The sequence below is a fragment of the Streptomyces sp. NPDC053076 genome (assembly GCF_044546845.1).
Classification (GTDB): Bacteria; Actinomycetota; Actinomycetes; order Streptomycetales; family Streptomycetaceae; genus Streptomyces.
Genome location: NZ_JBITZL010000010.1, coordinates 35322 through 50318 on the forward strand (window position 1 = coordinate 35322; position 14997 = coordinate 50318).

Consider the following 14997-nt stretch of genomic DNA (forward strand, 5'->3'; position numbering starts at 1 on the left):
AGCGGCGGGCTGCGGTGAGTCGTACCGCCGGGCCGGTCCTGGGCTCGGGGGCCCGACGGCCGGGGCTCGCCGGGACGGGGAGCGGGTCGGCTCAGGCGTCGACGGCGGGGGCCTGGCGCGTGCCCTCCACGCGCGCGAGTGCGGCGTCGACGGCCGCGTCCTCCTTGGCCTTGGCGGCCCCGCCCTGGGTCTTCACGATCACCCTGACCAGACCGATGAAGAACACGGCCATGACGACCGGGGGCACGAGCGCGGAGACGTAGTCCATGTCTCCAGAGTATCCACGGAGGAAGGGGCGAAAGGGTCGGGGTACACGAACCACCCACACCAGCCACCGTCACGCGGACGGCGAGTCCCCCCACCGGAGCCCCCGGTGGGGAGGTCAGGCCGGCTGGAGGGGGGTCAGCCCGCGGCCAGTTGCCGCGACTCCGTCGGACCCGTCGGCGGCGTCGGCTTGCGGCGCGGAAAGACCTCACCCGGCGTCGGAATGGGCCGCTTCGGCGAGACCGGCTCCGACTCCGCCGGCCTCGGCGTGGGCCGCTCCACCGGGCCCGGCGCGGGCTTCGGCGCGGGCTTCGGCGGCTCCTCGGCCTGTCCGTCGCCCTGCCGGACCCCGGGCTCCCCCGCACCGCCCGCACCGCCCGCAAGGGCCGACAGACGCGTCCGCGCGGGCGGCACGGCGGGCGCGGGCACCTTGCGCGCCCCCTGTGCGAATCGTGCCCGCACGTCCTGCTCGGCCAGCGCCTGACAGCGGTCCAGCAGCGCCGCCGCAGCGGGATTCCCGCGCAGTGCCCGCAGCGCGGCGAGATCGTCCGGCGTCGGCCGGTGCCCGGTTCCGAGCGCCTCCTCCAGAACGGCGAGGTAACCGGCGGTGGTGCCCGGCAGGGCGGCCCGGTACCTGCCCAGGTCGGCCACCAGGAAGGCGCGCAGTCTGGCCCCCTCGTGCATCGCCTCGTCGAGCGACTCGGAGAGCCGGAAGCAGTCCTGCACGTCCTCGGCGGAAGCGTGGCCGGGGTGGAGGGCGAGGGCGAGGGCGCGGCGGAGCACACGCAGCTCCTCCGCGCCGAACGCCATGCCGCCGCGGGATCCGTATGGCGTGGGCATGCGGGCGACGCTATCGCTAATCGGACAAAAGTGACGGATCAGAATGTTTGTGTCGCTGCGTGTCGCTCCGGGGTTCCCTCATCAGGGGGCACCGGTGAGGGGGCTGGGGGTCCCCCATCAGGCGTTACCGGTAAGGCGGCCAGGGCTTCCCCATCGGGCGTCACCGGTAAGGCGGCCAGGGGGCCGGCCCCTCGTCAAGGGGCACCGGTGAGGCCGGCGCCCGGGCGGGCGCCGGCCGTCCCTCACAGCCGGGACACGTTCCGCTCGTACACCAGGCGCAGCCCGATCAGCGTCAGCCACGGCTGGTGCTCGTCGATCACCGCGGACTCGCCCAGCACCACCGGAGCGAGGCCGCCCGTGGCGATCACCGTGACGTCGTCCGGGTCGTCGGCCAGCTCCCGGGCCATCCGGCTCACCACTCCGTCGACCTGCCCGGCGAAGCCGTACACGACGCCCGACTGCATGGCCTCGACCGTGTTCTTGCCGATCACGTTCCTGGGCCTGGCGACCTCGATCTTCCGCAGCTGCGCGGCCCTGATCCCGAGGGCCTCCACCGAGATCTCGATACCCGGGGCGATGACCCCGCCGACGTACTCCCCGCGCGCGGAGACCGCGTCGAAGGTGGTCGCCGTGCCGAAGTCGACGACGATCGCCGGACCGCCGTACAGCTCGTTCGCCGCGACCGCGTTGATGATGCGGTCGGCGCCGACCTCCTTGGGGTTGTCGAACTGGATCGGCACGCCCGTCTTCACGCCCGGCTCCACCAGCACCGCCGGCACGTCGCCGTAGTAGCGCCGGGTGACCTCGCGCAGCTCGTGCAGCACCGACGGCACGGTCGCGCAGATGGCGATGCCGTCGATGCCGTCGCCCAGTTCGTCGCCGAGCAGCGGGTGCATGCCCATCAGGCCGTGGAGCAGCACCGCCAGCTCGTCCGCCGTGCGGCGCGGGTCTGTGGAGATGCGCCAGTGCTCGACGATGTCCTCGCCGTCGAACAGGCCGAGGACGGTGTGCGTGTTGCCGACGTCGATCGTGAGGAGCATGGCCGTTACTCCGCCTCGCGCAGGTCCAGGCCGATGTCCAGGATCGGCGAGGAGTGGGTGAGCGCGCCGACGGCCAGGAAGTCCACGCCGGTGTCGGCGTACGCGCGCGCGTTGGCCAGCGTCAGCCGCCCGGACGCCTCCAGCAGGGCGCGACCGCCGACGATGCCGACGGCCTCCTCGCAGTCGCCGGGCGTGAAGTTGTCCAGCAGGATCAGGTCGGCGCCCGCGTCCACGACCTCGCGCAGCTGGTGCAGGGTGTCGACCTCGACCTCGATCGGCACGTCCGGGAACGCCTCCCGTACGGCCTTGAACGCCTGCGCGACACCGCCGGCGGCCACCACGTGGTTGTCCTTCACCAGAGCCGCGTCGGACAGCGACATGCGGTGGTTGACGCCCCCGCCGGCGCGGACCGCGAACTTCTCCAGCGAGCGCAGGCCGGGAGTCGTCTTGCGGGTGTCGCGGACCTTCGCCTTGGTGCCGTCCAGCGCGTCCGCCCACGCGCGCGTGGCGGTCGCGATGCCGGACAGCCGGCACAGGATGTTCAGCGCGCTGCGCTCGGCGGTGAGCAGGTCGCGCGTGCGCGTGGTGACCGACAGCAGTTTCTGCCCGGCCTCGATCCGGTCGCCGTCCTCGACGTGCCGCTCGACCTCGAACTCGTCGGTGCAGACGACGGAGAGCACGGCCTCGGCGACCCGCAGGCCGGCCACGACGCCGGCCTCGCGCGCGGTGAAGTCGCCGGTCGCGACGGCGTCCTCCGGGATGGTCGCGACGGTCGTCACGTCCACGCCACCGTCCAGGTCCTCCTGGATGGCGACGTTGGCGATGTCCTCGACCTCGACGGGGTCGAGTCCGGCGGCGGCCAGCAGCTCGGCGAGCGCGGGGTCGAGCCCGCACTCCAGGTACTCCTCGTCACCCTCCGCGCCGCAGGCGCAGCCGTCGCCACAGCCGCCGGTGGGGGCGAGAGGAAGGTCGTCGGTGCTCACGTTCGTCACTGCTCCTGGGCGCTGGGGTGGTACCGGGTAGGGGGGAAGTCTGCGGTGTCCGTGGTGCGTACGGCCAGCGACCGGTCCGGATTGAGCCGTACGACGATGTGGCGCCGCCAGGTGTCGTCGTCGCGCTCGGCGCGGTCCTCGCGCCAGTGGCAGCCGCGGGTCTCCTCGCGCAGCCGGGCGGCGGCGACCAGGACGCGGGCCACGCACAGGAGGTTGGTGGCCTCCCAGGTGTCGACACCGGGCTCGGCGGTCTTGCCGTTCTCGTCCAGGGCGTCACGGGCGTCGGTGTGCAGCCGCTGGAGCTGTGCGGCGGCCCTGGCGAGGGACTCCTCCGAGCGCAGCACGCCGGCGCCCTCGGTCATGATCCGCTGGATGGCGAAGCGGGTCTCGGGGGCCAGCAGCGGGTGCGCGGGCGTCTCGGGGTACGGGGCCGGTGCGGGCACGCGCGCGGGGAGGCCGTCCTCGGCGTGGGCCGCGACGATGTCGGCGGCGATCCGCTCGGCGTAGACGAGGCCCTCCAGGAGGGAGTTGGAGGCGAGCCGGTTGGCGCCGTGCACACCGGTGCAGGCGACCTCGCCGCACGCGTACAGGCCCGGGACCGTCGTACGTCCCCGCGCGTCGGTGCGCACGCCGCCGGAGGCGTAGTGCGCGGCCGGAGCGACCGGGATGGGCTCGGTGACCGGGTCGATGCCGTTGGCGCGGCAGGCGGCCAGGATGGTCGGGAAGCGGTGCTCCCACATGTCGGCGCCGAAGTGCCGGGCGTCGAGGTACATGTGCTCGGCGCCCTGCTCCAGCATCCGCCGCAGGATGCCCTTGGCGACGATGTCGCGGGGCGCCAGCTCGGCCAGTTCGTGCTGGCCCACCATGAAGCGCACGCCGTCCCCGTCGACCAGGTACGCGCCCTCACCGCGCACCGCCTCGGAGACGAGCGGCTGCTGGCCCTCGACGTCCGTGCCGAGGAACAGCACGGTCGGGTGGAACTGCACGAACTCCAGATCGCTGACCTCGGCGCCCGCGCGCAGCGCCAGCGCCACGCCGTCGCCGGTCGACACGGAGGGGTTGGTGGTCGCCGAGTACACCTGGCCCATGCCGCCGGTCGCGAGCACCACGGCGGGGGCGTGCACGGCGCCCACGCCGTCGTGCTGGCCCTCGCCCATCACGTGCAGTGTGACACCGGCCGTACGGCCGTCGGCGTCGGTCAGCAGGTCCAGCACGAGCGCGTTCTCGATGGTGCGCAGCCCGCGCGCGCGGGTGCCGGACGGCATCGCTTCGCTGACCGCCTCCACGAGCGCCCGGGAGACCTCCGCGCCGGTCGCGTCGCCGCCCGCGTGCGCGATCCGGCGCCGGTGGTGGCCGCCCTCGCGGGTGAGGTGGATGTCGCCCTCGTCGTCGGTGTCGAAGTGGGCGCCGGTGGAGATCAGCCGTCGTACGGCGTCGGGGCCTTCGGTGACGAGGATCCGCACGGCCTCCTCGTCACACAGGCCCGCGCCGGCCACCAGGGTGTCCGCGAGGTGCTGGTCGGGCGTGTCGCCCTCGCCGAGGGCCGCGGCGATGCCGCCCTGCGCCCAGCGCGTGGAGCCGTCGTCCAGGCGGGCCTTGGTGACGACCACCGTCGTCAGCCCCGCGGCCTCGCAGCGCAGTGCCGCGGTCAGGCCGGCCACTCCGGAGCCGACGACGACCACGTCCGCCGAGATGTTCCACCCGGGCGCGGGTGCGTGCAGTCGTATGCCTGTGCTGGTCACGAGGCGGCTCCGAAGGTGAGAGGAAGATTGTCGATCAGCCGGGTCGAGCCGACCCGGGCGGCGACGGCGAGGACGGCCTCGCCGGTGAAGTCGGCGCCGATCTCGGTGAAGTCGGCGGGGTCGACCAGCGCGAGGTAGTCCAGGCGGAGCGGTGGGTCGTAGCGGCCGGCCTCGTCCAGGGCCTGGCGTGCCGCGGCGCGCACGGCCGCCGGGCCGCCGGGCGCGGCGGTGGCGACCGCGTGGGCGTCGGCCGCCGCGCGGGACTCCCCTATGGCGCTCAGGGCCTCGGCACGCGCGTGCGTGGAGGGCACTTCCCGGGCCCGCGCGCGCAGCGCCTCCTGCGCCGCGTGCCGGTCCCGGCCGGCGAACAGCGCGCGGGACAGCGCGAGCGCGGTCCGCCGCTCGTCCGCGGAGAGGTAGCGGTTGCGGCTGGACAGGGCGAGCCCGTCCTCCTCGCGCACGGTGGGTACGGCGACGATCTCGACGCCGAAGTTCAGGTCCCGCACCATGCGCCGGATGAGGGCCAGCTGCTGGGCGTCCTTCTGCCCGAACAGGGCGGCGTCGGGGCGGGTGAGGTGCAGCAGCTTGGCGACGACGGTGAGCATGCCGTCGAAGTGGCCGGGCCGCGAGGCACCCTCCAGGCGCTCGCCCATGGGTCCCGCGGAGATGCGCACCTGAGGCCGGCCGCCCGGGTACACCTCGTCCACGGAGGGCGCGAAGACGGCGTCCGCGCCCGCCTGCTCGGCGAGCTTCAGATCGGCGTCCAGGGTGCGCGGGTAGCGGTCGAGGTCCTCCCCCGCGCCGAACTGGAGCGGGTTGACGAAGACGGTGACGACGACCTCGCCGTCCGGGCCGGCGATCTCGCGCGCGGAGCGGATGAGGGTCGCGTGGCCCTCGTGCAGCGCGCCCATGGTCATCACGACGGCGCGGCGGCCTTCGCGCACGCGCGCGTGCAGCTCTTCGGCGGTGCTCAGCAGGGCGGTGGTCATCGGTCGTTCCCCTCGGTGCCGTTCGTGCCCTCGGTGCCGTTCGTGCCCCCGGTTCCGTCGCCTGCGTGGCCTCCGTCGGCGAGTACCCCGAGGAGGTCCTCGGCGAGTTCCGGCTTCAGCAGGCCGTGGGCGAGCGCGCGGTCGGCGGTCGCGCGGGCCATCGCCAGATAGCCCGCCACGGTCTGCGGGGCGTGCTCGCGCAACTCGGCGACGTGCGCGGCGACCGTGCCCGCGTCCCCGCGCGCGACCGGCCCGGTCAGGGCGGCGTCCCCGGAGCGCAGCGCGTTGTCCAGGGCGGCGCCGAGCAGGGGGCCGAGCATCCGGTCGGGCGCCCCCACGCCCGCCGTGCGCAGCAGTTCCATGGACTGGGCGACCAGGGTCACCAGGTGGTTGGCGCCGAGGGCGAGGGCCGCGTGGTACAGCGGGCGGTTCCGCTCGCTGATCCACTCCGGCTCGCCGCCCATCTCGATCACCAGGGCCTCGGCGGCCAGCCGGAGCTCCTCCGGCGCGGTGACGCCGAAGGAGCAGCCCGCGAGGCGCTGGACGTCCACGGGTGTGCCGGTGAAGGTCATCGCCGGGTGCAGGGCCAGCGGCAGCGCGCCCGCGCGCAGGGCGGGGTCGAGCACCCGCGCGCCGTACCGGCCGGAGGTGTGCACGAGCAGCTGTCCGGGCCGTACCGCGCCGGTCTCGGCGAGGCCGGCGACCAGGCCGGGCAGGGCGTCGTCGGGGACCGTGAGCAGTACCAGGTCGGCGCGCTGGAGGACCTCGGCGGGCGGCACCAGCGGGACGCCCGGGAGCATGGTTTCGGCGCGCCTGCGGGAGGCGTCGGAGACGCCGGAGACGGCCACCGGGCGGTGCCCGGCGAGCTGGAGGGACGCGGCGAGCGCGGGGCCCACCCGACCGGCGCCGACGACGCCGACGGTGAGCCGCGCGGGGCGGTCCTTGAGGTCTGGCTGGTGGACTGTACTCACGCGACAGTGGCCTTCCCGTTCCAGTCCGCTCTGGGTACCGGACGATTTCTCGTCATGTTAACGCTATCTCGGTCCGGCGCCGACCGGTTGTCCACAGGCTGTGGGTTTCGCCACGCCGCACAACGCCTTCCGCGGCGGGCCGTCGCGCCGAAATCCCGGTGCCCGCGACGGCCCGTCACGGCATGATCCACGGCATGACCGACACAGCCGGACAAGGCACGGAGCAGAGCACCGGGCAACCGACACCGGAACAGGCGCGGGAGCGGCGCGCCGCCGCACACCGTCGGGCGCGGCGCACGCTGTCCCGCGCGGGCTGGGGAAGCTCGATCCGCGATCGCCTCGCGCACCTGGTGGACGCGGCGCCCGAGGTCTACGACCTGGACGAGCCGGCCGACGTCTACGGCAACCGGATCGTGGCCGCTCTGGAGGAGCGGGTCGCCTCGCTGCTCGGCACGGAGGCCGCCGCGTTCTTCCCGACCGGCACCATGGCCCAGCAGGTGGCCCTGCGCTGCTGGGCGGCCCGGACCGGCGACCCGACGGTGGCCCTGCACCCGCTGTCCCATCCGGAGGTGCACGAGCGGCACGCGTTCAGCCAGGTCAGTGGCCTGCGTCCGGTCAGGGTCGGCCACGGGACCCGGCTGCCCACGGCGGCCGAGATACGCGACTTCGACGAGCCTTTCGGGGCGCTGATGCTGGAACTGCCCCTCCGGGACGCCGGTTTCGTGCTGCCCACCTGGGAGGAGCTGACCGAGGTCGTCGACGCGGCGCGGGAGCGCGACGCGGTGGTGCACTTCGACGGCGCGCGCCTGTGGGAGTGCACCGAGCACTTCGAGCGCTCCCTGGCGGAGATCGCGGGCCTGGCCGACAGCGTCTACGTGTCGCTCTACAAGTCGGTCGGCGGCTTCGGCGGCGCCGCGCTGGCCGGCCCGAAGACGCTGGTGGAGGAGGCGAAGACCTGGCGGCACCGGTACGGCGGCATGATCTTCCAGCAGTTCCCGACCGCCCTGTCCGCGCTCATCGGCCTGGACCGTGAGCTGCCCCGGCTGCCGGAGTACGTGCGGCACGCGCGCGTGGTGGCCGAGGCGCTGCGCGAGGGCTTCGCGGCGGCCGGGGTGCCCTGGGCCCGCGTCCACCCCGAGGTGCCCCACACCCACGAGTTCCAGGTCTGGCTGCCGTACGCGCCCGAAGTGGTGGCCGACGCGGCCGTACGCCAGGCCGAGGAGACCTCGGTGATGCTCTTCGCGGACGCCTGGGACGCCAAAGGCCCCGGACTGGCGTGCACGGAGGTCGTCGTCCGTTCCGCCGGCCTGGAGTGGACGGCGGACGACGTACGCGCGGCCGTACGGGACTTCGTGGAGCGCCTGCCGGAGCGGGCGTAGCCGAGCGCGCCCGGCCGCACGGCTCAGCCGAGTACGCGGGGGCGCAACCAGCGTGCGAGGGCGTGCCGTAGGCGCCCGTGCGCCGGGCGCTCGGCGATGACGGCGCGGAAACGGCGGTAGTCGCGCATGTCGCGGACCAGTGCCGTGTCGTGGCGGCCCGGCGCGGGCGGCTCCGGCTCGCCGTGCTGACGGGCGCGGTAACTGTCGAGGAGGTACTGCTGGGTGATGCTCATGGCGGATGGCCTTCTGGGGACGTTGAGTGATCGCCGGCCGATCGCTGATCGACTGATCGCTGACTGATCGCTGTCACCGACCGCTCGGTGACCGGGTCGGGCTCCGCGGCTGCCCCGGTGCTCCAGACTGCGCCGCTCCGGACGGGAAGTCGCGTCGATTGACGCCCCCCGTCAATCGAGAACCCGGATGTCGGTGGCGGCGGGCACCATGGGGACATGAGCGTGCGCATCGACATCGCGGGGCTGCGTCCGGACCGGATCGCCGTCGTCACCTCGCCCCTGGCCGAGCTGGGCATGGCGCTGCACGCGCTGTCGGAGCCGGGGCACCACCCCGGCCTGCAGGGCTGGGTGGCCGGGGTGAACGCCCGGCTGGACTCGCATCTCGCCGACCGGATGTGCGAGGCGGACTTCCTGTGGCGCTCGACCTTCTCGGACCTGTTCCTGCCGTTCGCGGGCGTCGCGGGCCGGAGCACGCTGCCCGGTGCCACCCTCGCCGAGGATCTCGACCTGCTGGACAAGCTGACGGACGAACAGTTCGTGGACGCCGCGATGGAGTTCACCTGCGCGCTGCCGTACTGCTCGCGCGGCTCCTCCACGCTCTCCGACCCCGAGGTGCGCCGCCGGGCGCTGGAACTGGCCGCCTCGCGCGGGCCCCGGCAGGTGCGGTTCACCGAGCGGCTGCTGGCCGATCCGCCGAGGATCCGGGACTGGCTGCGGCAGTTCGTACGGGACTGCGACGAGGCGTTCTTCGCGGATACCTGGTCGAGGCTGCGGCACCAGCTCGCGGCGGACGCCCGCCATAAGACGGACCTCCTGCTGCGCCGGGGTCTGGCCGAGGCGCTGGAGGCGGTGTCGCCCACCGTGACGCTCGACGAGGAAGCCGCCACGATCACGGTCGACAAGCTGGGCAGCGGCCGCTCGGCGACGGCGGACGGCGGCCTCCTGCTCGTTCCGACGAGCCTGGGCTGGCCGCACCTGAGCGTCCTGCACCGGTACGGCTGGCAGCCGGTGCTGCACTACCCGGTCGGCTCACCCGAACTGGCGGCCCCGCCCTCGGTGGAACAGCTCGCGCTGCGGATGACCGCCCTGTCCCATCCCGTGCGCATGCGGCTCTGCCGCCATCTGGCGCGCAGCGCCTACACCACCGGCGAACTGGCCCGGGTGCACGGGATGACGGCCCCCGAGATATCCCGGCACCTGGGCTTCCTGAAGAAGGCGGGCCTGGTCACCACCCGCCGACGCGGCCGGTACGTGCTGCACCAGCTGGACGTCACCGTCGTCGCCCGGCTGGGCAGCGACTTCCTGGAGGGCATACTCCGGTAGCGGGCCCCGTCGCCTGCGGTCAGCCGTGGCCGCCCGCGCGCACCAGCCCCGTCTCGTACGCCAGCACGACCACCTGCACCCGGTCGCGGAGGCCGAGCTTGGTCAGGATGCGGCCCACATGGGTCTTCACGGTCGCCTCGCTCAGCACCAGCCGGGCCGCGATCTCGCCGTTGGACAGGCCCTGCGCGACCAGCACCATGACCTCGCGCTCCCGCTCGGTGAGCCGTTCCAGTTCCTTGTGCTGGGGCTCCTTGCCCGCGGAGGGCAGCATCGGCGCGAAGCGGTCCAGCAGGCGCCGGGTGGTGGAGGGCGCCACGACCGCGTCACCGCTGTGCACGGCACGGATCGCGGCCAGCAGGTCACCGGGCGGCACGTCCTTGAGCATGAAGCCGGAGGCACCCGCCTTCAGCCCGGAGAAGGCGTACTCGTCCAGGTCGAACGTGGTGAGGATGAGCACCTTCGGCGCGTCCGGCTCCGCGCAGATCCGCCGGGTGGTCTCCACACCGTCCAGCTTCGGCATGCGGACGTCCATCAGGATGACGTCGACGGCGGTGGACCGCAGCGCCTGGAGGGCCTCCACGCCGTCGCCCGCCTCCGCGACGACCTCCATGTCCGGCTGAGCGGTGAGCACCATCTGGAATCCGGTGCGCAGCAGCGCCTGGTCGTCGACGAGCATCACGCGGATCGTCATCGGGTCCTCTTCTGTGTCTTCGGTTGCCGCCCCTGCCGTCGTACGCCGTCTACGGCCGCCGTCGTCAGGGGAGGTGCGGGGGTCGATCGTGGGCATGCGGCCGGGTCAGTGCGCCGTTTTGAGCGGGAGCAGGGCGCTGATGCGGAATCCTCCGCCCGGACGCGGTCCGGCGTCCAGGGTGCCGCCGACCATGCCGACCCGCTCGCGCATGCCGATCAGGCCGTGGCCCTGCCCGTCGACACCGCCCTCCTCGTACAGCTCGTGCGGGGCGCCCTTGCCGTCGTCCTCGACCAGCAGGCCGAGACCGTCGTCGAAGTAGACCAGCCGGACGCTCGCGCCCGCGTTGGGCCCGCCGTGCTTGCGGGTGTTGGTGAGCGCCTCCTGCACGATCCGGTACGCGGTCAGCTCCACTCCGCTGGGCAGCGGGCGCGGGGTGCCCTCCACCTTGAAGTCGACCGGCAAGCCGGAGCTGCGGCACTGCTCGACGAGGTCGTCGATCTGCTCCACGTCGGGCTGCGGGACGTACTCCCCGCCCTCCTGGTGCTCACCGGTGCGCAGCACGCCCAGCAGGCGGCGCATCTCGGCCAGGGCCTGCCGGCCGGTGGAGGAGATCGTCTCCAGGGCCACCTTCGCCTGGGCGGGTGCGGTGTCCATGACGTAGGCGGCACCGTCGGCCTGCACCACCATCACCGACACGTTGTGCGCGACCACGTCGTGCAGCTCGCGCGCGATGCGGGCGCGTTCGGCGGCCACCGCGACCTTCGACTGAGCCTCGCGCTCCTTCTCCAGGCGGGCCGCGCGCTCCTCCAGCTGGGCGAAGTAGGCGCGCCGGGTGCGCATGGAGTCGCCGAGCACCCAGGCGAGGGCGAAGGGCACCGTCTGGAAGACCGCTATGGCGATCTCCCCGGCGAAGCTGCTGTGATCGGTCGGCCAGCGGATCTGGGCCACGGTCGCCGCGCAGAGACTGACGCCGAGCGCGAGCCGCGAGGACCAGCGCGCGCCTATCGCCGCGACCGTGTAGGTGATCACCAGCATGGCGAAGTCGGCGGTGGTCGTCTCGACGTCCAGGACCAGCTGGGCCAGTCCGGTCCCGAGGGCGAGCAGCAGCATCGGCTCGGGAAAACGGCGGCGCAGCGCCACGACGACGCACAGGGTGACGGAAACGGCCATCCCCGCGGCGACCGACCCGTGGTGACCTCGCACCCCGTCGAACGTGACCACGCTCAGCCCGGACATCCCGAACAGGACGACGGCCCAGAAGGCGTCGACCCACGTCGGGTGGCGGCGGAGGAAGTCGTAGAGGCGCTGCACGTAACCCAGAGTAGGGAAACCGGATAGGTGCAGGGGTCAACCGGAGGGCCGATCCGCGCCCGGCGCGCGTACTCCGCAAGGTGGAGGCGGTGATCATCTGTGTGCCTAGTCTGTCCCGGTGACGGATGAGACGACGGCGGGGGGACCCCGCGGGAATTCCGGCCCGCGCGGCTGGCGCGCGGCGGCCGAGACGGCGCTGTACGGGCCCGGTGGCTTCTACCGGCGCCCGGAGGGGCCGGCCGGTCACTTCCGCACCTCCGTGCACGCCTCACCGCTGTTCGCCCGGGCCGTGGCCCGGCTGCTGTGCCGGATCGACGCGGCGCTCGGGCGGCCCGCGGTGCTGGACTTCGTCGACATGGGCGCCGGGCGGGGCGAGCTGGTCACCGGAGTGCTCGCCGCCCTGCCGGCCGACGTGGCCGCACGCGTGCGTGCGTACGCCGTCGAGATCGCCGACCGCCCGGCGGGCCTGGACGAACGGATCACCTGGCTGAGCGGACTCCCGGACGCGGTCACCGGGCTGCTGTTCGCCAACGAGTGGCTGGACAACGTCCCCGTGGACGTCGTGGAGGCCGACTCCGCGGGCGTGCCCCGGCTGGTACTCGTCACGGAGAACGGTTCCGAGCGGCTCGGGGAGCCCGTGACGGGCGCGGAGGCCGACTGGCTCGCGCGCTGGTGGCCGCTGCCGGCCGAGGAGGGGCTGCGGGCGGAGATCGGACTGCCCCGGGACCGGGCCTGGGCGTCGGCCGTGGACCGGGTGGCACGGGGGCTCGCGGTGGCCGTGGACTACGCGCACACCGTGGAGACGCGCCCCCCGTTCGGAACGCTCACCGGCTTCCGGGAGGGGCGCGAGACGGCCCCCGTGCCGGACGGCTCGTGCGACATCACGGCACACGTGGCCCTGGACGCGTGCGCGGCGGCACCGGGTGCGGGCCAAACGGCGCGCGAGCTTTCCGGCGCAAGCCTGCTCACGCAACGCGCTGCCCTGCGCGCCTTGGACATCACCGGCGCACGCCCCCCGATCGCACTGGCCTCCACGGACCCCTCCGCCTACGTGCGCGCCCTCGCGAGCGCCGGGGAGGCCGCGGAACTCACCGCACCGGGCGGCCTCGGCGACTTCGGCTGGCTGCTCCAGCCCGTCGGCATCCCCGACCCTCTGAAGCCGGACCCGAGCCCCCAGGACCCGCCCGGCGGGTGAGCCCCGCCGACCCACGTCCGCCGGCCCACTCGGATCCGGCCCCCACACCGTCGGCCCTTCCGGATGCGACCCACCCGGGGACGGCCCCACCAGGAGACGGCCCCCACACCGCCGGCCCACCCGGGGACGGCCCCACCAGGAGACGGCCCCCACACCGCCGGCCCACCCGGAGACGGCCCACCCGGCGACGGCCTCCCCCGGAGGCGGCCTACTTGTCGATGTCGCCGACCACGAAGAACAGCGACCCCAGGATCGCCACCATGTCCGCCACCAGCGTGCCCGGCAGCAGCTCGGTCAGCGCCTGGATGTTGTTGTACGACGCCGAACGCAGCTTCAGCCGGTACGGGGTCTTCTCGCCCTTGCTGACCAGGTAGTAGCCGTTGATGCCGAGCGGATTCTCGGTCCACGCGTACGTGTGCCCCTCGGGCGCCTTCAGCACCTTGGGCAGCCGCTGGTTGATCGGACCGGGCGGCAGCTCCGCCATGCGGTCCAGGCAGGCGTCGGCGAGGTCCAGGGCGTTGTGGGTCTGCTCCAGCAGCACTTCGAACCGGGCGAGACAGTCGCCCTCGCCGCGGGTCACGACCTTCAGGACGTCCTGGAGGTCGCCGTAGGCCAGGTACGGCTCGTCGCGGCGCAGGTCGAAGTCGACGCCGGAGGCGCGCGCGATGGGTCCGCTCACGCCGTAGGCGTGCACCGCCTCCGGAGCGAGCGCACCGACCCCGCGCGTGCGCCCCCGGAAGATCTCGTTGCCGAGCACCAGGTCGTCGAAGACGTCCATGCGCGAACGCACGGCGGCGACGGCATCACGCGCGCGTGCCGTCCAGCCGGCCGGCAGGTCCTCCTTGAGGCCGCCGACGCGGTTGAACATGTAGTGCATGCGCCCGCCGGAGACCTCCTCCATGACGTTCTGCAGCACCTCGCGCTCCCGGAACGCGTAGAACACCGGCGTGATCCCGCCCAGCTCCAGCGGGTACGAGCCGAGGAACATCAGGTGGTTCAGCACCCGGTTCAGCTCCGCCAGCAGGGTGCGCGTCCACACCGCCCGCTCGGGGACCTCCATGCCGAGCATCCGCTCCACGGCGAGGACCACGCCCAGCTCGTTGGAGAACGCGGACAGCCAGTCGTGCCGGTTGGCGAGCACGATGATCTGCCGGTAGTCGCGTGCCTCGAAGAGCTTCTCGGCGCCCCGGTGCATGTAACCGATCACCGGCTCCGCGCGCAGGATGCGCTCACCGTCCAGCACGAGCCTGAGCCGCAGGACGCCGTGCGTGGACGGGTGCTGGGGCCCGATGTTGAGCACCATGTCGGTGCTCTCCGCCGCGCCGCCGATACCGACCGTGGTCTCCGTCGTGGGAGTCATGGCCCCAGTTTCCCCTACGTACGCTGGCCTCATGGAAACGGGGAGCCTGGAAGGGACCGGAGCACCGGCGGACCAGCCGGTGTGGCGGGGCGTGCAGCCCGGTCTGCTGCGCGTGCGCCGGCTGCTGCTGACGGTGTGGACAGGGGTGCTCACGGTGGCCGCCGGGCTGCTGCCAGGGCTTCTCGCGGGGCCCGCCTGGGCGGCCTGCGCACTGCTGCCGCCGGCGTTCGCCGCCTGGTGCTGGCGGCTGCTGGGGCGCAACTGGCGCTCCTGGCGGTACGCCGAGCGCGCCGACGACCTGCTGATCAGCCGCGGCGTCCTGTGGCGCGAGGAGACGGTGGTGCCGTACGGGCGGATGCAGCTGGTGGAGGTGACCTCCGGGCCCGTGGAGCGGCGGTTCGGGCTGGCCACCGTACAGCTGCACACGGCCGCCGCCGCGACCGACGCGACGATCCCCGGCCTGGACCCGGCCGAGGCGGAACGTCTGCGCGACCGGCTCACGGAGCTGGGCGAGGCACGATCGGCGGGCCTGTGACACCCCCGACCCGCCCGGACGGCACGGACGGCACGGACGGCACGGACGGCACGGACCGGGCAGACGGTATAGCCAGCGCAGACGGCACGCACCGCTCGGCCGGCACGGACAGCGCGAACCGCTCGGCCGGCA

General features: G+C 73.7%; 15 protein-coding genes. 4 read left to right on the forward strand and 11 right to left on the reverse strand.

From position 1 onward, the window contains the following. Nucleotides 1–91 precede the first annotated feature (91 nt). The 7 genes from ACIGYR_RS32590 to ACIGYR_RS32620 form a co-directional block, all read right to left on the reverse strand. Complete coding sequence (locus ACIGYR_RS32590; protein ID WP_391847737.1) at nucleotides 92–268, reverse strand: hypothetical protein; 177 nt, start codon at nucleotides 266–268, stop codon at nucleotides 92–94. A 134-nt stretch (nucleotides 269–402) separates the two neighbouring features. Then, a complete protein-coding gene (locus ACIGYR_RS32595; RefSeq protein ID WP_399606751.1) occupies nucleotides 403–1074 on the reverse strand; it encodes a hypothetical protein in 672 nt (223 codons plus the stop codon). Nucleotides 1075–1346: 272 nt separating this feature from the next. Continuing rightward, entirely contained in the window at nucleotides 1347–2144 is a 798-nt protein-coding gene (locus ACIGYR_RS32600; protein WP_391847736.1) for a type III pantothenate kinase, read from the reverse strand. Between the two features lie 5 nt (nucleotides 2145–2149). Beyond that, entirely contained in the window at nucleotides 2150–3127 is a 978-nt protein-coding gene (nadC, locus tag ACIGYR_RS32605; protein WP_391847735.1) for a carboxylating nicotinate-nucleotide diphosphorylase, read from the reverse strand. Between the two features lie 5 nt (nucleotides 3128–3132). Beyond that, entirely contained in the window at nucleotides 3133–4878 is a 1746-nt protein-coding gene (locus ACIGYR_RS32610; RefSeq protein WP_391847734.1) for an L-aspartate oxidase, read from the reverse strand. Continuing rightward, nucleotides 4875–5867, reverse strand: a complete 993-nt coding sequence (panC, locus tag ACIGYR_RS32615) for a pantoate--beta-alanine ligase (RefSeq protein ID WP_391847733.1) — start codon at nucleotides 5865–5867, stop codon at nucleotides 4875–4877. Before panC ends, ACIGYR_RS32610 begins: the two co-directional genes overlap by 4 nt. Further along, on the reverse strand, nucleotides 5864–6838 hold the full coding sequence (locus tag ACIGYR_RS32620) for a Rossmann-like and DUF2520 domain-containing protein (RefSeq protein ID WP_399606693.1): 975 nt from the start codon (nucleotides 6836–6838) through the stop codon (nucleotides 5864–5866). The genes panC and ACIGYR_RS32620 overlap by 4 nt, the downstream gene beginning before the upstream one ends. A gap of 194 nt (nucleotides 6839–7032) precedes the next feature. On the opposite strand from ACIGYR_RS32620, the gene ACIGYR_RS32625 reads away from it, so the two are divergent. After that, nucleotides 7033–8217, forward strand: coding sequence for a threonine aldolase family protein (locus tag ACIGYR_RS32625; RefSeq protein WP_399606691.1), 1185 nt, complete (start codon nucleotides 7033–7035; stop codon nucleotides 8215–8217). Between the two features lie 23 nt (nucleotides 8218–8240). On the opposite strand, the gene ACIGYR_RS32630 is transcribed toward ACIGYR_RS32625, so the two are convergent. Then, nucleotides 8241–8450 carry a hypothetical protein gene (locus tag ACIGYR_RS32630; RefSeq protein ID WP_391847730.1) on the reverse strand — a complete coding sequence of 70 codons (210 nt, stop codon included), beginning with the start codon at nucleotides 8448–8450 and terminating at the stop codon, nucleotides 8241–8243. A 216-nt stretch (nucleotides 8451–8666) separates the two neighbouring features. On the opposite strand from ACIGYR_RS32630, the gene ACIGYR_RS32635 reads away from it, so the two are divergent. Continuing rightward, entirely contained in the window at nucleotides 8667–9773 is a 1107-nt protein-coding gene (locus ACIGYR_RS32635; protein WP_399606688.1) for a DUF5937 family protein, read from the forward strand. A 19-nt stretch (nucleotides 9774–9792) separates the two neighbouring features. Here the strand turns inward: ACIGYR_RS32635 and ACIGYR_RS32640 are convergent, their stop codons facing one another. Further along, nucleotides 9793–10464, reverse strand: a complete 672-nt coding sequence (locus tag ACIGYR_RS32640; protein ID WP_391847728.1) for a response regulator — start codon at nucleotides 10462–10464, stop codon at nucleotides 9793–9795. A 105-nt stretch (nucleotides 10465–10569) separates the two neighbouring features. Continuing rightward, nucleotides 10570–11775: a sensor histidine kinase gene (locus ACIGYR_RS32645; RefSeq protein ID WP_399606685.1), complete on the reverse strand. Its 1206-nt coding sequence runs from the start codon at nucleotides 11773–11775 to the stop codon at nucleotides 10570–10572. A gap of 118 nt (nucleotides 11776–11893) precedes the next feature. Between ACIGYR_RS32645 and ACIGYR_RS32650 the strand changes: the two genes are divergently transcribed. Next, nucleotides 11894–12970: an SAM-dependent methyltransferase gene (locus tag ACIGYR_RS32650; protein ID WP_399606682.1), complete on the forward strand. Its 1077-nt coding sequence runs from the start codon at nucleotides 11894–11896 to the stop codon at nucleotides 12968–12970. 208 nt (nucleotides 12971–13178) lie between these two features. On the opposite strand, the gene ACIGYR_RS32655 is transcribed toward ACIGYR_RS32650, so the two are convergent. After that, nucleotides 13179–14330, reverse strand: a complete 1152-nt coding sequence (locus ACIGYR_RS32655) for an NADH-quinone oxidoreductase subunit D (RefSeq protein WP_391847725.1) — start codon at nucleotides 14328–14330, stop codon at nucleotides 13179–13181. A gap of 31 nt (nucleotides 14331–14361) precedes the next feature. On the opposite strand from ACIGYR_RS32655, the gene ACIGYR_RS32660 reads away from it, so the two are divergent. Next, a complete protein-coding gene (locus tag ACIGYR_RS32660) occupies nucleotides 14362–14865 on the forward strand; it encodes a PH domain-containing protein (RefSeq protein WP_391847724.1) in 504 nt (167 codons plus the stop codon). Nucleotides 14866–14997: the final 132 nt, after the last annotated feature.